The organism is Spirosoma taeanense (genome assembly GCF_013127955.1).
GTDB lineage: Bacteria > Bacteroidota > Bacteroidia > Cytophagales > Spirosomataceae > Spirosoma > Spirosoma taeanense.
In genome coordinates, this window is sequence record NZ_CP053435.1 from 1,368,910 (window position 1) to 1,394,267 (window position 25,358).

The window sequence follows — 25,358 nt, forward strand, 5'->3', positions numbered from 1 at the left end:
CGGCTCTGAACCTCAGCCTGCTATTGCAGTTGGCTCAATCCTGCCCGGGCTTTATTATCCACGCTGTTTTTATACTCGTGGTATTTAAAACGAAGGGCTTTCTGAAAGAACGACCGTGCTTTGGTGCGGTCGTTCTTTTGTTGATAGACATACCCCAGCTGTAGCGCGGCTGTCGCGCCGAAAGTCAACTGATCCGGTTCGCTCAGCGCAAGCGCACGGCTCAGATAAGAAATAGCTGTATCTGGCTCATTCCGGTGCTGGTAGATACGGCCCATCCGGTAATTGTATTCTGCCCGTTCAGCGACGTGCGCAAAGCGCGCTTCGTTATACGGGCGCAGATAAGCCAGGGCGCTGTCAGTGAAACCACCATCGGAGGCTAGCCGGGCCTGCATCAGCACCTTCTGGCCCGGTGATGCTCCTCGTTTTAAATACGCTTCGGCAAACTTCTGGGCCGCCTTATCCGACTCAACTGTCAGGCGACCAACGGTTACCAATTTTTGCAGCAGGGGGCGTAATCGCGCTTCGGGTTCGTCGCTCAGCCAGTGGCACAGGAATAGTTTATAATACGAATCCTTCAGAAAGTTCTGACCTTTGTAGCTACTCAGAAACCGCTGAAAATGAGTTGTTGCGTTGGCGTACTGGCCTTTCTGAAGATAGATATCTCCCAGAATGTTTTCAATTATAAGTAAGGACTGATAATCAGAGGCAGTCGGGCGTGAGTTCAGATACGTCAGCGCCTGCTGGCTGCGGCCATTTTTCTGCTCAATAGTAGCGCCGAAAAAGTGTAACAGCAGATTATCCGGTTGCTCGTCTACGAGCTGTTGCAGCAACTGGCTATCGGCGTTGGTAAACTTCAGCACGTAAGCCCGTACCATCAGGTCAATCAGTCGCGCTTCCAGCCCGAACAAGGAATCCTGCTGCGCTCGCTGCAACTCCTGTTGCCCCTGCCGGACATTGCCCTGCAAACCCAGCAGGTTCGCCACCCAGACGTAATTCTCCGGTACCGAGCCAATCATTACGTGTAGGGTGCCCAGCGATTTGTAAGTGGGCAGAAAATCTGGAAACCGCTTCTGGTTCTCAGCCAGGAGTTTATAGGCCCGGATGACGTCCCAACTGGCACTGATTTCTTTGCCGAACTTAAGCTTCGCAAACGCCCAGTGGAGCCGCACTTCGGCTTGAAGGACCCGCTGCCAGGGCGAGGTATCATCCAGCGCTTTTAAAGCGTTCAGCCGTTCATCTTCGCGGGCGCTTAAACTGCTAAACAGCCGGTCATCATCGGAAGTGACGAGCACCAGCATATCGGCGTAATCTTCGAGAAAGATGCGAACCCCATTGGTCGTTGCCTCGCGGGCGAGGGTTTGCCGGGCAGCTTGCACCTTCATTTTCTGTAGGTCGCTGTACGCCCGCTGCAGCGCAGGTCTCCAGATAAAATCCTGCGCCCAGATCAATCCGGGCAGCAGGATTAATATAACGGTGAGTGTCAGGAGACGACCTGTAGGCGTTACCATAGCGGATAAAGTTAGCCGAAAGGTGGCTAAAACAGACTTCAAGAAACCAGACAAAAAAAGGTCGCCAACCTGACGACCTTTTCCAGAAAATGATGGCTGAGACTAGCGTCCCCGACCGACGGGGGCGGGTTCGGGAACACCTTCCACATCGGCAAAAATCCGGCCGCAGTGTTCGCAGACAATAATTTTCTTCTTGTCCTTGATGTCGGCCTGCCGTTGGGGGGGCACGACGTTAAAGCAGCCTCCGCAGGCTCCGCGCTTGACCATAACAACTGCCAGGCCATTGAGCGCGTTGCTCCGGATTTTGTTGTACGAATTCAGCAGGCGCGATTCTATCGTCGTTGCCTGCTCATCGCGCTGCCGGATAATTTCTTTTTCTTCTTCCTGGCTTTCAGACGTGATCTGATCCAGTTCCTGCTTTTTCGCCTTGAGGTCTTCCTTCCGTTCGTTCAGGGCGTTCTGCGTGTTCTTGATCTCCTCTTCCTTACCCCGCACGCGGAACTGGGCTTCGTTGATTCGTTTGTCGGCCAGTTCGATTTCAAGCGACTGGAGTTCAATTTCCTTGGAGATGGCGTCGAACTCGCGGTTGTTGCGGACGTTCATTTGCTGATCCTTGTACTTGGTAATCAGCTTTTCAGCGTCTTTCTTCGCCACGCGATTGCGTTCGATTTCTTCTTCCAGCGTCTTGATTTCTGACTGAAATTTACCAATCCGCGTTTCGAAGCCAGCTATATCATCTTCCAGGTCGCGCACCTCTTCAGGCAACCCACCGCGAATTTTAACAAGTTCGTCTAATTGTGAATCAAGGGATTGCAGTTTCAGAAGAGCGTCTAATTTTTGCGCAATCGTCAGTTCCATTCGGAATGTAGTTAGTGCTATATGAAGTACCGAACCGGATTCGTATCCGTTTCAGATAAAATTACCGCAAAAGTAGTGAATTTTTTTGCCAAACGCTGGCTAATCAACTCTTTCGTACAGACTTCGCTTTCGTAGTGCCCAATGTCGCAGATCAGAATGCGTCCGTCGGCGTCGAAAAATTCGTGGTATTTATAGTCGGCTGTCACAAAAACATCTGCCCCGGCCCGCTGGACGTCGCTAAGCAGAAAACTTCCTGCTCCTCCGCAAACTGCCACGCGCTGGATCGGGCGGTCAAGCAGGGCCGTATGCCGGATAAAACGCAGGTTCATACGCTCTTTCAGGTATGTCAGCCACGCCGGGCCGTCGACAGGGCTGGTTAATTCGCCCAGGGCCCCGGAGCCGACTTCCTGATTCTGGTTATCCAGCGGGGTCAGGTAGTAGGCCACTTCTTCGTACGGATGCGCCTTCCGTAGCGCCTTCAGGACCTGTCCCTGCTGATGCGCCGGGATGATAACCTCAATCCGGTTCTCGGCCTCTTCGTGATACTCGCCCACTTCGCCAATCGCCGGATTGGCGCTCTCAGTGGGCTGATACGTACCGGTACCGTCGACCCGGAAGCTGCAATTCGCGTACTTGCCAATCTGCCCGGCTCCAGCTTCATACAGAGCATCCAGCACTTTCTGAGTATCATTGAGAGGAGCGAAGGTCACCAGCTTGGTGAGTACCTGTGACTTGGGCGCCAGAATCTGAACGTTTTCGAGGCCGAGCTTCTGGGCGATCATGAAATTAACCCCGCCCGTTACGTTGTCTAAATTGGTGTGAGCCGCGTAGAGTGCGACATCGTGCTTAATGGCTTTGATGACCGCCCGTTCGACATAGGTTTTGCCGTTGATTTTTTTCAGGCCTTTGAACACAATCGGGTGGTGGGCCACCACTACGTTGCAGCCTTTGGCAATAGCTTCATTAATCACGTCTTCGGTAGCGTCGAGCGTAACGAGAACGCCCGTGATTTCAGCGTTAGGGTCGCCTACGATCAGACCGGCATTGTCATACGATTCCTGATAGGCGAGGGGGGCGAACGATTCGATGTAAGCGGTAAGCTGGCGAATTGACGGCATAGGCATTGAAAAAAGGGTAGTGGCCCTGAACGTATGTTAGAACGTACCGCGACCGCTGCTGGTGAACGTCGTTATGGGCGCGGTCACCGGAGCGGGCTCGTCGGTTGATTTATCGGGGGCGAGACCGGGGGCGTTGCGCTTGCCGCCGAAGAGCCGATTAAACGAACGGGTATATAAAAAACTCAGGCCGCCACCGGTCGTAATAGTGCTGTTCAGGCTGTACTGGCTCAGGATACTCTGCTGGTTACGGTTATACACCTTCGCGCGGAACCGGCCATCGGGCGTAATGAAATACTCCAGCGTCCATTCGCCGAGCAGGCTGGCTGCGTTATACTGGCTCTGGCCGTAGGTGAAACCGCCGTCGCGGCTGATGCGGAGCCGGTCGTTCAGGAGCCGGTAAGAGAACCGGAGCTGCAGGTTGTTCAGCAGATTTTCGTTCTGGGTGGTGCTCGTAAAGCCACCGAACGACACGCCTACGTCGAGGTTTTCGTCGAGCGTCGACGCCAGCCGGCTGATCTGGTTCGAAAGCAGTTCACTCACACTGTTTGCAACGCCCGTGTTGACCTGGTCCTGGCCAAACAGACTGGTGCCTTCTGCCAGTAACTGATTAAATAGCAGGACGCTGCTGACCTGCCGGGTCATTTCCTGCTCATTGCTCTGAATGCGGGATTCAAAGGCAGTTACGGCCTGCCGGAAATCCGATGAGGACGGGTATTCTTTTACATCCAGGTCGTAGCTGATAGCCGGTGAGCCTAGTTCGCCCGTGAGTTTAATGAGCAAATCAACCGGATACCGGCGCGTCTGATCGGCGTTCCGGCTCGAGGTAGGACTGGGTGGCAGCAAAGGGGCCAGCGAGGTGTACTGCGTGTAGGCGGCCGTTACGTCGAGTAGCGCACCGTAGGGGTCGCCGGTCCACGTAATGCGGCTGTTAGGCCGAATCTGGAAGCGTTTGTTGATGACGTTCTGGAAGGTGAAGGTATAATCGCCTTTCAGGATTTCGTAGTTGCCCGTCATTGTGAAATCGCCCTTGGTGTCGACCCGCATGGCGATCCGCCCCTTACCATAGGCATTGATAATGTCGCCCGTCTGACGGTCTAGCTGAATTTCGCAGTAGGCATCGGGCGTAATATCGAAATTGAAATCCATTTGAATGCGCGACAAATCGATGTCGGTGCTGGCAGTTAAATCGCTGCCCGGTGCGCTGGCTACCGTCTGACTGACGGGCTTGCCGTTGCTGAATCCGCTGCGATTAACGAACCGGATCTGATCGTCGGAAGCTACGGTGGTGGCCCCGTCGAGCGGAATGTATATGCGGGTGCCTTTGTTACTGGCGACGTTCGCCCGAATGGTGATGTTATCGAGCGGGCCGTATAGTTCGGCTTTGCCGGTTACGATAGCCTGACCGTAAAACAGATCGTTGTCTTTGGCGGTCGTGTTGAGAATGCGGAAATTTTTGAAGTCGGCGTCGAAGCCCAGCGTAAAGTAGCGGAAACCGTCGTGATATACACCTCCGCGAAGCTGAGCCGTATTGCCCTCAGGGTCGCGCAGCGTTAACCGGCGGGTAATGATCTCGTTTTCGCCAAAATACACGTTGTCGTCAAACGTAAAATCGGCTTTGAGGTAATCAAACCGGCCCCGGCCCCCTTTGATGCTCACATCGCCCGACAATGCCGGTGCTGAAGGTGTACCCGTAATGGCAATCAGACCTGTAGCGGTTCCGCCGAGGTTCGAGAACAGATCCGTTGTGAACGACTCCAGAATGGCCAGGTCGGCATTGTTGACATTGGCTTTCAGGGCGAGCGGATTGTTTTTGCGCTGGGGCGTATAGTTCCCCGTCAGCGTCAAGACGTCGGCACCGTTACGGTTCAGGTTCGCATCCACGTTGAGCCGCTGTGTCTGCTGATCCCACGCGCCCCGGCCGCGTACGTCGCCGAAGAGCGTTTTCTGATACGTAAGCTGATTTACAGTAAGTTCGCTTTCTATGATGGGTGTCTTGTAAACGTCGCGTACGGATAATTTTCCGTTCAGCGTACCGCCCAAAGTTGTGTTCACAACGGGGTTCAGCGATTCGAGCAGGAAGTTCCGGGCCTCCAGGTTCAGCCGCTGCACCGAATCAGGTGAAAGCGTACCCGAAGCCAGAATGATCTGGTTCTGGTTCTGCACCGACAGGTTGCGGATGGTGTATTCATCACCGACCTTCCGGATCAGACTCTGCGGATTGAGCGTCCAGTCACCATCTAATACGCGCACTTTCGACTGGAGAAAGGTGAGGTCAATGGCGTCGCCTTTGAAGCGGAGTTCACCGTTCAAAGCCGCGCGGTTGGTGCTGCCGGCCTGCTCAATGCTGCTCGTAAACCGGATGTGATCAACATCCCAGAACCCTTCTGCCTGCAGGTTGCGCGTCGGCAGCGCCGAACTCAGCGTCTGGTATTGGGAGGATACAACCGCCGAGGCCAGCACATCCTGACCATACGTAAACTTCGACGTGGTTAGGTCCAGCTCACTCGGTCCGAACGCCAGCGTACCAAACCGCAGCGAGTCGGTATGCAGGGTCGTGGTCAGAAAGGAGGTATTGTCGACCGTAAACCGACCTTCCATACGGGTGGCAGGCGCTACGTACACCGACGGTTCGAAAAACGCAAACAGTGGCGCTATGTCCTTGGCGATGAACTGGTAATCGACGTTATAGCGGGCGGGCAGGGGCTTACTGCGGGGCCGTGAACCGAGTGCAAGCCGCTGTTTTTGATCGTAATACGCTTTCATACCGGCCGCGTCGCCGGCAAAATAAAGCTGATACTCCTGAGCCAGCCGCTTCAGGTCGTCAACGGTCTGCTGGGGTTGAAAGTTGCCCTGCAGACGCGTCGTTAAAAAATCCGAATCGAGGTCAAAGTAACGCTGGGTTCCAACCGAGTCAGCTCCAGTCGAGCGTTCGATGGACGACAGGAGCGAGAGTGAACCTACGTTCAGACTGCGCTGGTTCAGATTGATCGTGGCGTGGTGAAAATAAGCGCTGCCCACAATATCATTGACGGTATTGCCTTCCAGCTGAACGTCCAGATTCGTTTGGACAACCAGCGAATCGCGCAGATACCCCAGCGCCCGCAGGTCGGCATGCTGGATGGTGCCGTGCAGGTCGTAATGATTACGCGGGCCGCGCAGATCCGACTCGCCGTCCAGCGCGAACGTAAGATTAGGATCACGCAGGCTTAGCTGACCGTGGAAGTATGCTTTCTGTAAATTCCCCCGAACCGTAATGTTCCGGTAGTCATACCCCTGCCAGCCAAACCGGCTGAGTTGCCCATCTACATCAACACTGGCCCGCGCGAGTGCCGTACCGTGCCCCGTCAAAACCCCGGCTCCATCGAGTTTGCCGAATTGCTGCGGTTGGTCAATCAGGCGGCCCAGGTCGAGATGTTCGCCCTGGAGGTTCGCCGAGTAAGTGGTTTGGTCGGGATTGTCGGCGAGTTTAAGCGCCAGATTCCCCGTTACGTTGCCAATAGCGGTGCGGAAGGTTCCTTTCGTCTTAAAGTCATCAAACGCGCCCGCAAAGGTTGCGTCGAAGGCTACCGTGCCCAGCTTCTGGATCGTGTGATTGAATGACGTATCGGGATAATATTGCCGGATGTCGGCCATATTGACCACGGAGGGCGTAAAGGCGAAATCAACCGTTGTTTTGTCAATATCGGGCAAGCCTTTCCAGCCGATGTTTCCCGTTAGCTGGCTGCGCCCATTAGGGCCAAAGCGCAGGTCGGTGTTACGTAGCTGAAAATTATCGACCGTACCCATAAATGTGCCGCTAAGCAGCCAGGTTTCGTTCAGCTCCCGCAGGTAATCCGAGAAAAAACCCAGGTCTGTTGAGCGTACCTGACTGTTCCGAAAACGCGCCTGCATAACCACCCGGCTGTTGAAGTCGCCAAAAGCCGACGGACGATCGTAGAAAAACGTCAGTTCATTCCGGATAATGGAGTTGCCAATGTGCGCGTAAAGCTTCCCCAGCTCCATTTTGGTGTTGCAATACAGAAAATCGGTGTCTATATGCCGGATTTTCAGCCGGGAGTCGCGGTCAACACCCGAAAGGCCTTTGATATCCAGCGCAATGGTATCGCCCAGAACCAGGAAATTCGTGACGTCGGCGTTTAAATTCTGGAGCGTAAAATGATTGTAATCAAAGCTTCGACGGTCGTTCATCAACGGTTCGCGCGGGTCTTCGAGCGTGTAGGCGCCTTCGGCCAGATGAATGTGGGCGACCGTAAACGGTACGTTCTGATTCGGAATGCTGGGCTTAGTTGGGTCGGACGTCAGTTCCTCAATCCGGGCAATAAACTCATCGAGGTTTGTATCGCCGGTCTTTGGATTTTTGATCATTCGGACGTGGGGCCGGTAGAGCACGACCTCGTCCAGATGGATATTGTGGGCCGACGAATCAATCAGATTCCGCAGATTATAGTTGGCATCGAGCCGGCCGACCTGAATCATGGGCCGACCTTCGCGGTCGTTGATGCGGACGCCTTTCAGTGAAAGAGAATCGAACCATTTAATGGAAACGCCCTCAATCGAGACCGGGAAAAGTAGCTTGCCCGACATGCGGCTGGCCACTTCCTGCGCTAGCCGCGTCTGCACAGCCGGAATCTGAAGCCCCAGCGCAACCCCCAACAACAACCCGACCGCTGTTAGCAGGAGGTAGAGCAGTGTTTTGAGGAATATAGCAAAAAACTGACGCATTCAGGACGGAAAAGCCTAATGTACAACGATTAACAAAATTGGCCTACTCTTGGACTACTATCAGAGGGAACGGTTTAGACCCTGCTTCCATTATATAGACTACAAGAATCATTATCCATTAGTTTTGTACGGTGAATATAGTAGCGATTGAATCCTCCTGCGATGAAACGTCCGCGGCTGTTTTAGCCAACGGTCGTATCCTATCAAATGTCATTGCCACGCAGCTGATTCATGAACAATACGGAGGAGTTGTGCCGGAACTGGCCTCCCGAGCCCACCAGCAGCATATTCTGCCCGTTGTTGCGCGGGCCTTATCCGACGCAAATATAGCCAAAACCGACCTGTCGGCGGTTGCGTTCACGCGCGGCCCTGGTTTATTGGGCTCCTTACTGGTTGGGGCGTCGTTTGCCAAGGCGCTGGCGCTGGGGTTAAATATTCCGCTTATTGAGGTCAACCACATGCAGGCTCACGTCCTGGCGCACTTCATTGACGAGCGTAAACCGGCCTTCCCGTTCCTGTGCCTGACCGTTAGCGGGGGACATACACAACTGGTACGGGTCGATAGCCCACTCGTGATGGAGGTGATCGGTCAGACGCAGGATGACGCTGTGGGTGAGGCTTTTGATAAGTCGGCTAAGCTGTTGGGGTTGCCCTATCCGGGTGGGCCGCTCATCGATAAGTACGCCAAAGAAGGGAACCCGCTGGCGTTTCGGTTTCCGGTCGGGGAGATGCCCGAACTGAATTTCTCGTTCAGCGGTATTAAAACGGCAATCCTTTATTTTCTGCGCGATCATACCCGGACCAATCCGGATTTTATTCAGCAACATTTACCCGATATTTGCGCCAGTATTCAGCATACGCTCATTCAGATGCTGCTGACCAAGCTGAAACGGGCCGTGCGCGAGACGGATATTCGGGAGATTGCCATTGCCGGTGGCGTATCGGCCAACAGCGGTCTGCGCACTGCGCTTATGCAGCTTGGCGAGGAGCAGGGCTGGAACGTCTATATTCCCCGTTTTGAGTACTGCACCGATAATGCGGCTATGATTGCCATGGCTGCGCAGTTCAAATACGAACAGGGCGAATTTACGGCGCAGGACGTAAGCCCCTTGCCCAGGATGAGTTTCTGAGAGGTGTTAATACGTAATCATCCAGCAATACCCCATTCATTACGATGACTATCTCTGCCCTCTACCTGTATCCCATTAAATCGCTTAGTGGTATTGCCGTTACCGAAGCCGTGGTTGAACCGAAAGGATTTCGATATGATCGCCGGTTTATGCTGGTGTCACCGGGTGAAAATCCCGAAACGGACGACTGGGTGTTTATAACGCAGCGGATTAACCACCAGATGGCGCTGATTGACGTGTCCATTGCCGGCGACACCCTGCGCGTATGGCATCAGCACCGGCCCGACGACGTTCTGGAACTGCCCCTGGTTGTCGGGTCAAACGCATCCGATGAGACGTTACGGGTCTCTATCTGGGATAGCAAAAACGTTCCGGCCAAGGCGGTCAGCGCCGAAGCCGACCGCTGGTTTTCGGCCGCGCTCGGTAACCCCTGCCGGTTGGTGTTCATGCCCGAAACCACCCACCGCGCCGTCGATCCGCAGTATGCTCGTCAGGACGATGCCGTGAGTTTTGCCGATGGCTACCCGTATCTGCTCATCGGGCAGGCATCGCTCGACCACCTGAATCAGCGGCTGGCCCAGCCAATTGAGATAAACCGGTTCCGGCCAAATATCGTAGTCAGTGGCAGCGAGCCGAACGAGGAAGATAGCTGGCAGGAGTTTCGCGTGGGTAAACTACATTTCTATGGCGTAAAGCCCTGCGCCCGCTGCGTGCTGACGACCATTGACCCCGCCACCGGTCAGAAGGGTTTGGAACCGCTGCGGACGCTGGCTACCTACCGGCAATGGAAGCATAAGATCCTGTTCGGTCAGAATGTGTTGAGCGAACTTGCTGCATCCAATGCATCCACGCCGGGCGAATCCACGCCGGGCATTCTGCGGGTTGGCCAGCCGATTGACGTAATCCGCCGGACCGAACCGTGGCTGGCCCCGCCCAAAGCTTTTACGGGAACTGTGCTGAATTCGTAAACCAATACGGTTCTCCGACGTTATCTGCCTGTCAGTATCTGTTTATTGCCTGCTTTGTTTACCTCTCTCCGCAACGCGTATTACCTGAGTTTCCCCGTCGTGATGGGAGCCATCCTGTCCAATCGTATGGCTTCCCGGCTGTCCGACGTTGAGCCGGTCCATTGGGCAACGCCAATCGTGCTGGCTCTTGCTGTGTTCCTTATTTATACGGTTGACCGACTGCTTGACGTTCAAAAACCAGATCGTCCGCTGACATCCCGCCACCGATTTCATTATCAGCATGCTCCTCTTATCTGGCGCGCAGTAGCCGCAGCATCTGGTCTGGCGTTGATTCTGACGTTTGTTCTGCCAGGCAGCGTCGTAAAGTTCGGTCTGGTGCTGGGTGGTATTTGCGCAGCTTACCTCGGGGCAGTGTTCCGGCTTCCCGCGCGCCACCCGGCCCTGCTGATGAAAGAGCCCCTGGTGGCCCTGCTCTATACAGCGGGCATCTGGGGGAGCGTGTGGGTGCAGCGGCCCGTAGTTACCGGTGTTGAGATTGCTGAAGCCTTCATGTTCGCCGGGATTGCGTTTCAGAACCTACTTCTGTTTGCGGTTATGGAAAATCAGGAGCGGCCGCAACAACCTGAGTTTTCACTCGCTACGGCCTGGGGCGAAACCCACTGCCGGGCAATTATTGGCTGGCTGGCTCTGATTATTACCGCTACAGCCCTGACGATCTGCTTTGTTACCAGCGATCGTTTCGCTCAACGGGCTGGGCTTATGCTGGGCGTGATGAGTCTAACGCTATTTAGTATGCAGCGATATTCGGCTTACTTTCTAAAAAACGAACGATACCGTTGGCTGGGCGATGGGGTATTCTGGCTGCCCGCGCTGGTGTTGTAAATAAGGGTAGGTTTATAGCGTACTGATTCCGGTTAATATTGGCGTAGTTATTTCGGCGCGAAGTCATCGACCTTTGCACCATGCACATTGACCATCTAGCCTTATGGGTACGCGATCTGGAACGGATGCGGCAGTTCTACCAAACGTATTTTGGCGCGATTGCCAACGAGAAATACGTCAATAGCCAGAAGCAGTTTTCGTCGTATTTCCTGTCCTTCCCCGATCATTCCGGCCATCCAGCGGTCGCACGCCTGGAAATCATGCAGATGCCGGGTATTCCCAACTCAAAAAATGATGCGTTAGCCCAGTTTTCCGGACTAATTCACTTCGCTATTTCAGTTGGGAGCGAAATCGCTGTTGATCACCTGACCGAACGGCTCCGGGCAGATGGGTACGTCGTTGTGGGCGAACCTCGCCGAACCGGCGACGGCTATTACGAAAGTATCGTGTTCGATCCCGAGCAGAATCGGATTGAGATTACTGCCTGAGCCAGGCTATATCACCTCACTCATTAGCGGCCATCGCTTTAGCCTTAACTGTTTCTTTTACATCGCGTCGGGTGAGAATGTCAAGTAGGATCTCGGTCATGTACTCACGCTTGTTGAAAACGATATCGTGGCGATTTTCGGGCAGCAAAAACTGCTTAACCTGTGCGTTAACCAGCCGCTTCTGCGCAAACGTAACGTTGGTTGGATAAACCAGATCATCCCGCTGTCCGTGCAGCATCGTAATGTTGGCTTTAATCCTTGGCCAGTCGGGTAGAATGGCTTCTAAGGCCCGCCGATGAGCCAGTTTTTCGTCATTAGCCAGTCGCAGCAGGGGGGGGATGCCCCACCGCAGCAAGGGGGTATCAACTACGTAACTGATGGGATAGGTCCGCTCAAGTCCGGGACCTAGGGCCGACGAAACAAATACGACATGATTAACCCGGTTGGGATTGTTCATAGCCAGCCGGGCCGATACTGAGCCGCCATACGACGAGCCCACGATCATCAGAAACGGCGCTTTACGGTAGCGGTCGATAAGGGGTTGCAGAAACTGAGCCTGTCGAATCACCGAGGTTTCCACCCGCCCAAAATCGGAGTAGCCATAGCCGGGCCTATCAACCGCTACCAGCTGAGCGCGGTTAAGCAGCATGGTATCCTTAAAAAACTCATTGAAGAACGACAGAGAACTTGGGGCACCATGGACAAAAAGCACAACCGGCAACGCTGAGTCTCCATCTGCGGTTATACCGATCGGGGCCGGCGTTTCCATGAACCGGATTGTGCGGGGTTGCCCGTCCGGAGCAGCCACTTGGTAGTAATGGACCGTAGGCCGAATGCGTTGTCCCCGAAATTCGTCGGCTAATTCCTGATCGGTTTGCCGGAAATCGATAAGCCATGCACCAACTAATGTACCAATGGCAAGAATTATTAACGTGAGTAAAGCCCACCGAAGAGCGCGCAAAAACTGTTTCATAAGAGTGCCGTGTCCTTCAATAACTCGAAAGCCACGGGCAAAGGTTTTAAGAACATAGGAAACATTTGTATGTGGTAAACATTTCGGACGACCGCCCGTTTCGATGGAAGAACCTAATCAGCAAACGTAATGAAAGAACAAGCCGACGCGCCGGCTCAGGTCAGCGAGATTGACCTCGACCGCCCCAACCCCGATTCACCCGGCGATACCGACATCAGCTCGTCCGCCACGCTTCCGGAGACGCAGCAGGCTCTGCAGGCCAACGACGCAGAGAAAATGACGCCCGACGAGGCCAATGAGTTAAGCACAGACGAGGAGGAGTAAACCTACTGCGGCTGGCAGTGGCTAACCCATACACTGCCAGCCGGAGCCCTAATCGATTACTTCGCTTTCAATGGCGAGAAAATGCGTTAATTCACCCTGCTTGTCATAGAGGGGATCGATCTGAACGCGGCAGATATAGGATTCTCCATTTTTACGATAGTTCAGTAAATCGGCCTTCACCGAACTGGCCCGCCGGAGTGAATCACGAACACGTAGCATGGTGGCAGAATCTGTATCCGGCCCCTGCAGGAGTTTTGGCGTATGGCCAATGGCCTCTGAACTGGAATAGCCGGTCATGGTCAGAAAACTGCGACTTGTCCATAAAATTGTTTTTGACAGATCGGTCAATACCAGCGTAAAGCCCTGATTCAGTTTGTTACGATAAGCGTTACGCTGCCGCCGGGAGAGGTCCCAGTCAAAAATTTCGCTGAGCTGCTCGAATAAGGCCATCTCTTTTCGATTGGCACGTTCTTGTGCCTGTGTCAGCATAAAGATTTCATAACAGGCTACCGGATATGACCGGCTCCCTTCCTGCCGGGAGCGGCTGTACACCCGATTGACCAATTCTGCGTACGATTCTGAGATGTGCATAGCCGCGTAAGTTTACTATTTTGTTAGAAAGATAGAGTCTGGCGAAAGGCAAACCTAATTATAGTCCAATGATAGGCCCCTAAACAAGCGTCAGACTAAAAAAAATCAGACGAAAATCGCCTGATTTCCAATGGCTGCGCGCTGGTAAGGTTTACCGAAACAAACTTTTTTAAGGATGGCTCTTGCGTAGAACGACAAAAGCCTCTACTTTTGTGCCACGATTAAGGAAAACGGCAACGTCACCTGAAAGGAAATTGGTTCGGTAGTTCAGTTGGTTAGAATACCTGCCTGTCACGCAGGGGGTCGCGGGTTCGAGCCCCGTCCGGACCGCCAACAAAATCAAGCACTTAGCAGAAATGTTAAGTGCTTTTTTCATTTAAGCCTTTACTGATTTAAATAAGGAGTTTACCTAAAACCTGGCTTAAGTGCTTCGGGAAGCGGTTTCGGGGGCTAACAGACGGGATGCTGTACTTAACCAGTTGTTATCTTTTCTTGCCCGGTAAGGAAAGTAACAAGTGCAAGCTAACGAACAAACAGCTACCTGCACAGACTGGCAAACCGGTAATTGAAATCACAAAGGAAGTAGTATGGCTTTACCCTAAGTTTCTCAAAGGTTGCTAAACTGTTAAGATTAAACCGGTGAGTACGTTGTCAGCAGCAGAAATGTTGGTTCTAGGTTTATTTCGACACCAATGGGTTCGGGCGGAGGTAGTCGCCGTTGTCGAAGCTGATCGTGAAGTCTGATTTGAAATGCGTGCTGGGGAGGTAGTAATCCGTCGTAATAACCTGTGCGCCCGACCGGCAGGCCACCGCAAATCGGCTCCTGTCGTTAGTGCGGGCTTCGCGGGTATCAGCGTCGGCGCGGGTGCGGACGAAATAGCCTTTTTTTACCAGTTCCTGAATCCGGGCTTCGTCCCGAACGGGTTCGTTCATGACCACAAACGCGGCTTCGGGCGTTCCCGGCTCGCTATTGGTGAACAGCACCCGATTCCATAGGGAAGAATGACCGGCAATATAAGTGGCCCGTTTCTGACCAGTTTCGTCGAGTACAAAGAGAAACTTGCCCCGTGCAGCTTTTAATACAGGCCAGCTTCCCGCCAGCACGGCCCTTTCAAGCGTTTCTTGTTTACCCCGTATATCGTCCGGCATGATGAGTTTCTGGCGGCCCAGTCCTGCTACTATTATGCTGTCTAACTGGTCGAGGACAAAAGCCGTAAACGGCTCTGGAATGGTGAAGCCCGGTCGATTTATCCCGTCGTCTTTGGCGTTCATTGTAATAAAGACCGGGTAATGTTTCGGGTGCGCGTCGGACCAGTTTTTCAACTCACGCAGGCATCCCGCAAACGTTGGGCAGTTGCTCCGGAAATCAATGTCCTGAATGTGCAGCACCTTAAAGCCCGGCGTGTTCATTTCTCCATTCGAATCAAAAGGTGCCTGGCCTTTAGCCAGGTCAAGTCCTTTCGGGTGGGCGTATTTTCCGCCTTTCGCGTCGGCATAGACGTCTATTTCGAGATTTAGCAGGCCCCGGTCGAGCTGCTCCGTCAGGCTAACGTGACTATACTCAATGGCTTTGAACCGGACGGAATCTGTTCGGGTCAGCAGAGCAAACAGAGCCGGGTCAATGGCCTGTTTATAACTGTTGTGTGAACCGATGCACTGAATCTGATTCAATTTCAGTGTGTCCGGCACCGGGGGCAACTGTGGAACGAGCACAGCGCTTACCGCCAGCGGCAGTAAGCCCAGTAAGTATTTCATAGTGAGAAAGGAATTGAAGCAGTCATGGACTGGCAGGTTACTGACCAGTCCATGACCACACTCAGGTTATTCAGCGAAGTCACTCTGATCAGCTTAATAGCTGGGGTTCTGGGCCAGATAGCCCGGTATGTTCGAAGCACCGTCGATGGCCGTTTGCGGAATCGGGAAGATGCGTTTTTGTGGATCCGAATTTGTCTTTTCGGTCCAGGTTCCTTCATACTTACCGAACCGGATCATGTCACTCCGGCGCAGGCATTCCCAGTAGAGTTCGAAACCGCGTTCGCGAAACAGCAGGTCGAGGTTCATGCTCGCCAGCGCCGGAGCCGGTTTTAGGGCTGTCCGGGCGGCTCGTACGGTGTTTACGTCGGCCAGGGCACCAGCCGCATCGTTGCTTTTGCGCAGTTTGGCCTCGGCCCGCATCAGGTACACATCAGCCAGACGCACGATGGAAATATCGGCATCGCCCAGGTTCCGGCCCGACTGTGACTTTTTGCTGAACTCGTATTTCAGCACCCGGTAGCCCGTGCTGTAGTTGCTGCCCGCCACGGTGAAGTCAACCTGTTCGATGAAATTTACGGGTAGGGTTGGCCGGTTGCGGGTTACGTTGAAGAGTTTGCCAACCCGGTAATTATTACCGCACCGGACAAACGCGCCGTTCACCCGGAGCAGGCCATACTGCTGACCGCGCAGAATCCCCCGGTTCATGTTCACATCGCTGGCCGCCACGCAGGAGTCAGCCGGAATGGTCATGTTCTGTCTGTAAAAGCGGGGGTCAATACCGGCCGGGTCGTTGGGCGCGTAGGCATTTACCCAGGTGCGGTAGTAATCCGGCGTAATGGCCGGACCGTCGGTACCGTTGGCTGCCGGGAAAGCGGGCAGCGGAAACTGGTCGCCCGACAGCGAGAAGTACGCCAGGCGATTGTGTCCGTTCAGTTCGGCCCGCTGGTCAACGGCAAAAATCAGTTCTTTGTTGTCGTGGTTGTTGTCGTTGAATAAGGAAAAGTAATCCGGGGACAGCTGATATTGACCTGAATTGATAATCTTGTCGCAATACTCCACGACCTTGTTCATATCTTCAGGCTTGAACGTGAACTGAGCAGCGTACCGGTCGCGATAAACAGCCGCGTTCAGGTGCAGCCGCGCCAGCAGACCCCATACCGCGCCTTTGGTCAGCCGGCCGGGACCCACCGTCGTCAGCAGATTCGGCTCGGCGGCCAGAAATTCGCTCTTGACATATTCCAGCGCCTGTTCACCGCGCAGGATTTGTGAGTTAGACTGCGGATCGTCCTTGACAAACACTATTCCGAACAGGTCGAGCATCAGCATATTGTAGTACGCCCGCATTCCCCGCGCTTCGGCCACATAGGTTTTCGTGTTCGGGTCGTTGATCGTTGGCAGGGTATTCAGCGCCGTAACCGAACGCGAGATGCCCTGCGCCAGCAGCAGCCAGGTGTTCCGAAGGTTCGGGTCCGTACTGGTGTGGGTATGCTGGTGCAGGGCGATGTAAATCCCGTTATCGCCCCAGTCCGTGCCACCCCGATACGGCAGAATGGCCTCATCGGTCGAAATCTCCTGAATGGCAAAATAGGTCGTATGCGTAAAGACGTCCGGCAAACGGGCGTAAACCGGGGCAATGTTGCCATCGGCTGCCTGTTTATCGGTTAAGCCTGTTGCCGAGGCTTCATCGAGTACGTTCTCGGCCAGATCCGTACAGCTGTTCAGCAATAGCAGGCTGAGCAGGGTTATGGTTGATAGAATGATCTTTTTCATGAGTATCAATAGACCTGTAAGGTTTTTTTAAAACTTTGTGGGTCTTTTTAAGCAGTTTAAAACGTCAGATTGAGGCCAAATACAAACGAGCGGGCTTTAGGATAGCTCAGGTAGTCAATACCATAGGATGAAATGCCGTTGACGGTGCGGTCGGTGTTTACTTCCGGGTCGAAGCCGTTGTATTTCGTAATCACGAACAGGTTCTGGCCGGTTGCTGAGAACCGGATGCCCGAAATCCAGCGTTTCATGCCAATCAGATTCGGGTCGAGGTTATAACCCAGCGTCAGGTTGTTCAGCCGGAAGAAAGCGCCGTCTTTCAGGAAGCGGGTCGATACCGGAGCTGAGTTGTTGATCGACTCCGTCGGTTCACCAATCGATTCGGCCGGGCCATTCAGTCCTTTTACCAGACGAGCTTTGTAGAAGAAGGCATTGGCGGTGTTGTCATACAGTTTGTTACCCGCTACTCCGTTGAAGTTGGCCGTCAGGTCGAAACCTTTGTAAGCTATGCTGCCGTTTACGTTGAACTGTCGCGTGGGGAGCGCACTGCCAGCCGCAATCCGGTCTTTGTCCGTTCCGCCGATACCGTCGCCGTCAGTATCTCTGTATTTGCTGACGCCTTTTTCGTCAATGCCGATATACTCGCGCAGAAAGAACGTTCCGATCGGCTGGCCATTCACGTAACCGTTAACAGTAGCTGAGGTCAGCCCCGCCCCCGTTGCCGAACCCGACGTAATAACCGAGTAGGGTGAGTTGTTAACTCTATTTTTGATAAACGTGATGTTACCGCCAACCGTAAAGCGGAAGCCACTCTGGTTAACGTACCGGTAGTTCAGTTCCAGTTCTAGCCCCTGGTTGGTAATGGTCATGTCGGGCACGTTGGTCCAGTACGTAGCGGCTGGTTGAATGGGGTCGGCGGGAATCACTTCGAGCAGAATCTTACCCGATACCTTCCGGAAGTAATCCACTGTACCCGTCAGGGCGCTGTTGAAGAAGCCAAAATCCAGGCCCAGGTCGGTTTGGGTCGATACCTCCCACTGAATATCGGGGTTAGCCAGGCGGGTATAGGTGGTTCCGGCCGGATAGCTCGTCGAATTGTCGAGGGGATAGCTGGTTGTAGCGCCAACCTGCGAGGTAAACAATGCCTGAGTGATCTTGGAGGGAATCTCCTGATTTCCTGTCTGGCCCCAGCCCGCCCGCAGTTTCAGGTCCGAGAACGGCCCCGATTGCAAAAACGATTCTTCCGATAATCGCCAACCGGCCGAAATCGATGGGAAAACGCCATACTTATTATTAGCGCCGAACTTGCTCGATCCGTCGGCCCGCACTGTTGCCGTGAGCAGGTAACGATCCTTGTACTGGTAGTTGGCCCGGGCGAAGAACGACTGCAGCTCATTTTCAAGGGCAAACCCTCCCGGCCGGTTATTGGCCAGCGTCAGGTCCTGGCCAAGCCCAGGGTTGTAAATCGGCTCAATAGGTGAAATGGGGAATTTGTTGATGCTCCAGTTCCGGCCAGAGATCGAAAACTTCTGGTAGGAGTGTCCTAACAGCGCCGACAGATTATGATTATTCCAACCGCGGGTGTAGGTGAAATAGTTCTCAATCAAAACGTTCTGGTTGTTACCATAGATGCTTTCAAGCCGCCCGTCCTGCTGGGGAACCGTACTGGGCAGCGACTGTACGTCGCGCGTTGAACTGGCGTTATCGACGCCCAGATTCAGCTTGTACACCAGGTCTTTGGTGATCTTGAACGAGGGCGAAACGGTCGCTACCACCCGGTTGATCGTTGTCACATCTTTCTGCAAAGCATACGTAATCAGCGGGTTAGTGAAAGCCTGGTAACGCGCCGGAGCACCGGTGGCGTCGTAGGCCGGGTAGGTCGGGTTTGCTGAAAGAGCCGCGCCAATGACGCCCTCAATGGATGGTCGTTCGTTGAAGGTCTGCGAAGCGGTCAGGTTCACATCCAGCGCCAGCCGGTCTTCCAGAAACTTCTGCGATGCATTGAATCGGCCCGTGTATCGGTTAAACTGGCTATTCTTCAGGATGCCCGGCTGTTTCTGTACGCTCAGGGAGCCGTAATACGTGAGCCGGTCGCTTCCACCACTCAGACCCACGTTGTAATCCTGCGTAACGGCCGTCTGCGTGATTTCGCGCTGCCAGTCGGTCGAGGCTTTCTGATCGTCGAGTACACCGCCGGCGGCTACGACCTGCCGACGATACTCGTCGGCCGAGAAAAGCGGTAGTGGGCGCGCGATGTTTGAGATGCCGATATTTGCTGCAACGGTCAGGTTCGAAGTTCCCGCTTTTCCTTTCTTGGTTGTGATCAGAATCACGCCGTTGGCCCCGCGTGCGCCGTAAATGGCCGTTGCCGAGGCATCCTTCAGGACGTCGATGGATTCGATATCCTGCGGGTTCAGAAAGCTAAGCGGATTAGTAGCCCCGCCGGTGCTGGAGTTGTCGAGCGGAATCCCGTCGAGTACAAACAGGGGCGTACTGCCCGTTCTTACGCCACCAGGGCCGCGCACCGTAATGGTCTGACGTCCGCCCGGCTCACCACTGACCGAGGTGACGTTGACCCCGGCCACTTTTCCCTGCAGTAACTGCTCCGGCGAGTTAATGATACCCCGATTAAATTCTGTACTCTTAACCGTGGTCAGCGCGCCCGTTGCGTCTTTTTTGGTTGTGGTCCCGTAACCGATAACCACCACCTGCGCCAGCTCGGAGGCCGAAGGTTTGAGCGAAACGTTAATGGTGGTTCGGTTGCCCACGCGCACCTCCTGCGACTGAAAGCCAATAAAGCCAATGACGAGCACGGCATCTTCGTTCGGGACCGCAATCCGGTAGTTACCGTTAGCATCGGTCGTTGTGCCGCGCGTTGTCCCTTTCAACAGGACGGTACATCCCGCCAGGGCTTCGTTGGTGCTTCCGTCCGTAACCCGCCCGCTGATCGTTACGTCGGCGGCTGGTTTGAAGTGGACAGAAACTACTGTTCCGCCGGGATTTGAATCTGGGTTTTTCGCCTGTGTAGTCAATGATGAAGCTACCAGCCAAAGCCAGAGTATGAACCGCCATCTAGCTATAGGTGGCGGTGAAGCAAGATAGAGATCAGTCATGATGTGTTGGGGATTAAGGGTAGCAAAGTTCACGGTAATCGCTTCCGTTTTGCCTGTAAAATAGATATTTAAAAATAATTTAATAACAATTCAGGCAGTATTTATGTGCGGGGTTGGCAGCCACCTGGCGAACAGGCGTCACTGTGGCGGAACTGGTAATAATGCACTGGGGGATAAAGAATTATATTCTGAGATATATTATTGCTCAACGCCTGAATACGCAGAGAGTGACTGCCCGGATGGACGTCGTTTTACGCGAGAAGAGAAAGAAAAATAGACAGGATTCAGAAAAACCAGTCGCGCTTTATTAAGAAATAACAGCAGACAGACTAAAGAGGTAATTCTTGCGTAATATGGGCATGGAAGGCGGAGCCGAATAACCCGTTCCGGCTTTTGGTAATAGGCGGGTTAGGCCGGTGTCGATAGGCGGAATAGGCTTACTCACAGCCACCGGCTGATAAACTGGCCGAAAGCATCTTTATACTGGTCACTGACGGGGATTGTGGTTGCTCCAATCTGAACGGAGTTCCGCGTAACGGCATCGATTTGATCCAGAGCGACGATAAACGACCGGTGCACACGCATAAACCGTTTGGGCGGAAGTTTTTCTTCGAGAACCTTCAGACTAGTTAGGGATAACAGCGGCTTGGCTGGGTCGCTCTGGCGATACACCTTTACGTAGTCTTTAAGCCCCTCGATGTACAGAATGTCCTGGTGGGCAACCCGAACCAGTTGATACTCGGCTTTTAGGAATAAGTAGTCGTCAGCCGCTTCGACGGGCTGGGGTGGGGCGGGGGAGATTACGAACGGTGCAGGTTCTGGTCGATGCACCAGTTCGAAGTACTGGCGGGCCTTACTGGCTGCCCGCAGAAACTCTTCGTAATTGAATGGCTTCAGCAGATAATCCAGGGCGTCGACCCGAAAACCATCGAGGGCAAACTGATCGAAAGCCGTCGTGAAAATAATTCGCGTCGTGTGCGCCCCCCGGTTGCTGCGTTCCAGCACGCGGGCCAGTTCAAGCCCCGTCAGGTCGGGCATCTGGATGTCCAGAAAAATAACGTCCACTGTTTGTGTCAACAGGCCCTGCAGGGCTTCTACGGCGCTGCTATATCGGCCAACCAGCTTTAGAAAAGGTGTTTTTTCGATAAAGGCGCTAACCAGTCCCAGCGCCAGGGGTTCGTCGTCGACGGCGATGCAGGTCAGAGTCATGATAAGGTCAACGTTAGCTGTACCTGGTATTCATCGGCAGGGGTATGCTCATTTATTTCCAGCGAGTACTGGTCCGGATACAGCAGATCGAGCCGACGACGGGTGTTGGCCAGGCCAATGCCGTTACCGGTCTCCAGAGAAGGGGCTTTTGTTAGAAATAAGGTATTCCGGACATCCACCAGCAACTGGTTCTGACGCTGCTGAATATGGATGCCGATTCGGCTCGGTTCTAAGGCGCTGACCCCGTGTTTGAAGGCATTCTCCACGAAGGGCAGCAGAATCATGGGCGCAATGGGCTGATCGTGCAGGGGAGACGGCGTGTCGACCGTTACGGTTACTTTGTCCGTGAGCCGGAGTTGCATGAGCTGGATATAATCGTTGACAAACGAAATTTCTTTGCTGAGCAACGTGGTGCCGGACTGGGTCTCATACAGCACGTAACGCATCATCCGGGAGAGCCGGTGCAGGGCTTCGCGAGCTGTTTCAACATCCAGCAGAGTCAGCGCATAAATGTTATTAAGCGTGTTAAAGAAAAAATGCGGGTTGATCTGAGCCTTCAGAAACGAAAGTTCAGACGTAGTTTTGGCCTGTTCCAGCGCCAGCCGCAGGTTCGCATCCGTCTGCCACTTCTGCAGCAGCGAGAGACTGGTGCTGATCCCCAAAACCAGCAGAATGGTAAACGTCGTTGGCTGAATCCATCCATAGTATTTCACCCGGCCACCTCCATCGGGGTGAAAGGCCCGGTGCATCTGCACGGGTAGGTTAAAACCAAATTCCAGGCCACCAATCAGCAGCAGAACTATACCAATGATACCGAGCAGAGCCAGCAGGTAGCGGCCTGTATAATTGTTCAGTAAGAGTTTAGGCACCAATACCAGGGAGTTGTAATAAAAGATGCCCACCATCAGACCAAAGAAAATGCCTTGTCTGACCCAGAATAAATCCGGGAACCGGATGTCGGAGTTGATCGACTGGTAGAAAAAAAGCAGATAGCCCAGTAATCCCCAGCCCAGCCAGTGACTCAGGATCGAAACGTATCGGCGGGAAAACAGGGTAGCGGCCATAACTCGTTGGAAAGCTGCAAGTTTACGTCAAATTCGAAAAGGATGGGGGGGCAATCGCTGGTTCCCCGGAATTTACCGATGGTTGAATAGTTTGAACCGACGAACGGCTCATTTTGGCCACCATCCTCTTCTCCAGGCCGTTCATCGGTTCAAACTGGCAGACTGCCGATGTTTCTTACCGCTCCGTCTATTGCATTTTCAGGACTAGTTAAACAGTTGTTGTTTTGGGTCCACAATGTGAAACTTCCTGACAATGAATAAGCATTTTTTACTTTCTTTTCTAGCACTCGGCCTTTGGGTTAGTCTGACTGAGGCCGCATCGGCTCAGTTTGGCCCTCCGGGGGGCGGACCGGGCGGTCCTCCGGGTTTTGGCGGAGGAGACAACCGACGCAAAACCGAATTTACCGGTGTGACCGAGGATACGCCCAAAGGTAACGGCAAGATTACGGGTATCCTGGTCGATTCTGTATCGGGCAAACCCGTTGAGTTTGCAACGGTTGCCCTCATCAGTACCAAAACCAACAAACCCATTGACGGTACTACCTCGGATGCCAAAGGCAATTTCTCGATGACCAAACTGGCACCGGGCGATTACCGGCTTCAGTATTCCTTCATCGGCTACAAGAACCAGGACTCCAGGGCGTTCACAATTGCTAAAGGCACCGAAATCACCATGGGTTCGGTGAAGCTTGCGGCCGACGTTCGCACGCTGGGCGAGGTCGTCGTGACGGGTCAGGCGGCCATGATTGAAGAGAAAGTGGACCGGCTGGTGTTCAATGCCGATAAAGACCTGACAACCAAAGGGGGCGATGCCTCGGACGTGCTGAAGCGCGTGCCGATGCTGTCGGTTGACCTGGATGGGAACGTCAGCCTGCGGGGCAGCCAGAACATCCGGGTTTTAATCAATAACAAACCCTCGACCATCGTCGCGGCCAACATCGCGGATGCCCTGAAGCAGCTTCCGGCCGACATGATCAAGACCGTGGAGGTCATCACCAGCCCCTCGGCCAAGTACGATGCCGAAGGAGCCGCCGGGATCATTAACATCATCACCAAAAAGAATACGCTGCACGGCCTGACGCTGAACGTAGATGCCGGCGTCGGTCTGCGGGCTTCCAACCTAGGCCTGAATGGTTCGTATCGGCAGGGCAAGCTGGGTATTACGCTGGGCGGCTTTGGCCGGACTATGTACAACCGGCAGGCCTCTTCCCTGGAGCAGACGACGCTGGTGGGTACGCAGGCACAGCGGACCTCGCAGCAGGGTACGGCTTTTGATAAACCGCTCTTCGGCCAGTATACGCTCGGGTTTGATTACGACCTGGCTAAAGATCAGTCGCTGTCGGCGGGAATTCGCTTCGGCACCCGGAACTTCATTCAGGAGCAGAATCAGCTGACCAGTTCGTATCTGGCTGATTCGCTGGTCAGCATGACCAACCGCGACGTTGACCGGAAAGACCTGTCCAACTCAGTAGACATGAACCTGGATTATATCCGCACGTTCAAGCCCCAGCAGGAGTGGACAATTTCGACGCAATATAGCCGCACGGGTCTGACCAATAATTTTTTTGCCGATGTGATGAATAACGCCGGTGAACTGACCACCCGGCAGCGTAACCTGAACAACAATACGAACCAGGAAATGACCCTGCAGACGGACTACCAGACGCCAATCCGGAAGAATCAGCTGCTGGAGTTTGGCGCCAAAGCCATCATGCGGCAGGTAGACAGCCGTTACCAGTACCAGGTGGGCCGCAGCACGGGTGAGCTGGTCTATGACCCAACCAATCCATCGGGATCGCTCGCCTACAGTCAGAATATCGGCGCGGGCTATGTTTCTTACACGTACGTAACGCCCAGCAAGTACACGTTTAAAGTCGGTACGCGGTATGAGCACACGGGTATCTCAGCCAAAGCGAACGAAAATACGCCCCTGAATATCCCCAGCTACAGCAACCTGGTGCCCAGCATCAACGTATCGAAAAGTCTGAAGGCCGGGACTACGGTAAAAGCCGCGTATAACCGCCGAATTCAGCGGCCGGGTCTGCAGCAACTGAACCCCAACCCCAATGCGGCCAATCCGCAGATGATCATGGTGGGTAATCCGACGCTGAAACCCGAACTGACCGACAACGTAGAATTGAGCCTGAGTTCAACCATCAAGAAAACGTATATCAATGCCGCTCTGTTCGGTCGGTTAACCAACAATGCCATTACGCAGATCCGGATTCCGTCGGACACGCTGGCGGGCGGGATTATTACGACCTTCCAGAATATCGGTGTTCAGCGGACCTACGGGGCTAATGTCTTCTTCAATACCCAGCTAACGCCGAAGTGGAGCGTAAACGGGGGCCTGGATGGATACTATGTGTATATGCAGGGAACAACACCGGGTGTCGATGGTAAATCGGTTCTGATCAGCAACACGGGCGTAAGCATTGGCGGTCGGTTAATGAGCCAGCTGCAGATGAATAAAGGCTGGAGCGCTCAGTTTTTTAGTTTCTTCCGCGGACCCATGCCGCAGTTGCAGGGCACCATGGGCAGCTTCTACATGTACTCGCTGGGTGTCCGGAAAGACCTGAACAAGCGGGGCAGCCTTGGGCTGGCTGCCGAGAACTTCCTGACCAATGGCGTCACGATGCGGACGAATCTGAACTCGCCCCTGCTTTCGCAGGTGAGCGTCACCAACCTCTACAATGCGAACGTAAAACTGACTTTCAACTACCGCATCGGTAAAATGAGCTTTGATGCGCCACGCCGGAAGGCCCGTTCGGTCAGCAACGACGACGTAAAAGGTGGTGAAGGCGGTAACGATGCTGGCGGAGGTGCGCAGCCTCAGCAGCAGGCAGCTCCCGCCGGTGGACGCCCCAGATAATTCTGAAAACCTAAGT

17 protein-coding genes and 1 tRNA gene are annotated in these 25,358 nt (G+C 53.9%); 7 read left to right on the top strand and 11 right to left on the bottom strand.

All coding sequences use genetic code 11. The annotated features are described in order from the left end of the window. Positions 1 to 20: 20 nt before the first annotated feature. From HNV11_RS05845 to HNV11_RS05860, 4 genes are all read right to left on the bottom strand, one after another. Complete coding sequence (locus HNV11_RS05845; protein WP_171738778.1) at positions 21 to 1,508, bottom strand: tetratricopeptide repeat protein; 1,488 nt, start codon at positions 1,506 to 1,508, stop codon at positions 21 to 23. 102 nt (positions 1,509 to 1,610) lie between these two features. After that, entirely contained in the window at positions 1,611 to 2,366 is a 756-nt protein-coding gene (locus HNV11_RS05850; RefSeq protein WP_171738779.1) for a zinc ribbon domain-containing protein, read from the bottom strand. A gap of 17 nt (positions 2,367 to 2,383) precedes the next feature. Then, positions 2,384 to 3,484, bottom strand: coding sequence for a Nif3-like dinuclear metal center hexameric protein (locus tag HNV11_RS05855; protein ID WP_171738780.1), 1,101 nt, complete (start codon positions 3,482 to 3,484; stop codon positions 2,384 to 2,386). Between the two features lie 36 nt (positions 3,485 to 3,520). Next, positions 3,521 to 8,206 carry a translocation/assembly module TamB domain-containing protein gene (locus HNV11_RS05860; protein WP_171738781.1) on the bottom strand — a complete coding sequence of 1,562 codons (4,686 nt, stop codon included), beginning with the start codon at positions 8,204 to 8,206 and terminating at the stop codon, positions 3,521 to 3,523. 131 nt (positions 8,207 to 8,337) lie between these two features. Between HNV11_RS05860 and tsaD the strand changes: the two genes are divergently transcribed. The 4 genes from tsaD (at position 8,338) to HNV11_RS05880 (ending at position 11,674) form a co-directional block, all read left to right on the top strand. Beyond that, a complete protein-coding gene (tsaD, locus tag HNV11_RS05865) occupies positions 8,338 to 9,336 on the top strand; it encodes a tRNA (adenosine(37)-N6)-threonylcarbamoyltransferase complex transferase subunit TsaD (protein ID WP_171738782.1) in 999 nt (332 codons plus the stop codon). A gap of 44 nt (positions 9,337 to 9,380) precedes the next feature. Beyond that, complete coding sequence (locus tag HNV11_RS05870; protein ID WP_171738783.1) at positions 9,381 to 10,304, top strand: MOSC domain-containing protein; 924 nt, start codon at positions 9,381 to 9,383, stop codon at positions 10,302 to 10,304. Positions 10,305 to 10,358: 54 nt separating this feature from the next. After that, the gene (locus HNV11_RS05875; RefSeq protein ID WP_171738784.1) at positions 10,359 to 11,186 is read left to right on the top strand and encodes a UbiA prenyltransferase family protein; all 828 of its coding nucleotides are present in this window, start codon (positions 10,359 to 10,361) and stop codon (positions 11,184 to 11,186) included. 80 nt (positions 11,187 to 11,266) lie between these two features. Beyond that, on the top strand, positions 11,267 to 11,674 hold the full coding sequence (locus HNV11_RS05880) for a VOC family protein (RefSeq protein WP_171738785.1): 408 nt from the start codon (positions 11,267 to 11,269) through the stop codon (positions 11,672 to 11,674). Positions 11,675 to 11,690: 16 nt separating this feature from the next. Here HNV11_RS05880 and HNV11_RS05885 read toward each other — a convergent pair whose 3' ends face one another. Further along, on the bottom strand, positions 11,691 to 12,647 hold the full coding sequence (locus tag HNV11_RS05885; RefSeq protein WP_171738786.1) for an alpha/beta fold hydrolase: 957 nt from the start codon (positions 12,645 to 12,647) through the stop codon (positions 11,691 to 11,693). Positions 12,648 to 12,776: 129 nt separating this feature from the next. On the opposite strand from HNV11_RS05885, the gene HNV11_RS05890 reads away from it, so the two are divergent. Next, on the top strand, positions 12,777 to 12,971 hold the full coding sequence (locus tag HNV11_RS05890; protein ID WP_171738787.1) for a hypothetical protein: 195 nt from the start codon (positions 12,777 to 12,779) through the stop codon (positions 12,969 to 12,971). 48 nt (positions 12,972 to 13,019) lie between these two features. Here HNV11_RS05890 and HNV11_RS05895 read toward each other — a convergent pair whose 3' ends face one another. Further along, positions 13,020 to 13,562, bottom strand: a complete 543-nt coding sequence (locus tag HNV11_RS05895) for a PAS domain-containing protein (protein ID WP_171738788.1) — start codon at positions 13,560 to 13,562, stop codon at positions 13,020 to 13,022. A gap of 256 nt (positions 13,563 to 13,818) precedes the next feature. Here HNV11_RS05895 and HNV11_RS05900 point away from each other — a divergent pair. Beyond that, positions 13,819 to 13,895, top strand: a tRNA-Asp gene (locus tag HNV11_RS05900). Between the two features lie 345 nt (positions 13,896 to 14,240). Here the strand turns inward: HNV11_RS05900 and HNV11_RS05905 are convergent. The 5 genes from HNV11_RS05905 to HNV11_RS05925 all read right to left on the bottom strand — a co-directional run bounded on the left by HNV11_RS05905 (position 14,241) and on the right by HNV11_RS05925 (position 22,470). Next, a complete protein-coding gene (locus HNV11_RS05905; protein WP_171738789.1) occupies positions 14,241 to 15,317 on the bottom strand; it encodes a phosphatidylinositol-specific phospholipase C1-like protein in 1,077 nt (358 codons plus the stop codon). A gap of 93 nt (positions 15,318 to 15,410) precedes the next feature. Next, positions 15,411 to 17,087 carry a RagB/SusD family nutrient uptake outer membrane protein gene (locus HNV11_RS05910; protein ID WP_171738790.1) on the bottom strand — a complete coding sequence of 559 codons (1,677 nt, stop codon included), beginning with the start codon at positions 17,085 to 17,087 and terminating at the stop codon, positions 15,411 to 15,413. 56 nt (positions 17,088 to 17,143) lie between these two features. Then, entirely contained in the window at positions 17,144 to 20,197 is a 3,054-nt protein-coding gene (locus HNV11_RS05915; protein WP_171738791.1) for a SusC/RagA family TonB-linked outer membrane protein, read from the bottom strand. 441 nt (positions 20,198 to 20,638) lie between these two features. After that, the gene (locus HNV11_RS05920) at positions 20,639 to 21,406 is read right to left on the bottom strand and encodes a LytR/AlgR family response regulator transcription factor (protein ID WP_171738792.1); all 768 of its coding nucleotides are present in this window, start codon (positions 21,404 to 21,406) and stop codon (positions 20,639 to 20,641) included. Further along, positions 21,403 to 22,470: a sensor histidine kinase gene (locus tag HNV11_RS05925; RefSeq protein WP_171738793.1), complete on the bottom strand. Its 1,068-nt coding sequence runs from the start codon at positions 22,468 to 22,470 to the stop codon at positions 21,403 to 21,405. The genes HNV11_RS05920 and HNV11_RS05925 overlap by 4 nt, the downstream gene beginning before the upstream one ends. Positions 22,471 to 22,723: 253 nt before the next feature. Between HNV11_RS05925 and HNV11_RS05930 the strand changes: the two genes are divergently transcribed. Continuing rightward, positions 22,724 to 25,342 carry a TonB-dependent receptor domain-containing protein gene (locus HNV11_RS05930; protein ID WP_171738794.1) on the top strand — a complete coding sequence of 873 codons (2,619 nt, stop codon included), beginning with the start codon at positions 22,724 to 22,726 and terminating at the stop codon, positions 25,340 to 25,342. Positions 25,343 to 25,358 lie beyond the last annotated feature (16 nt).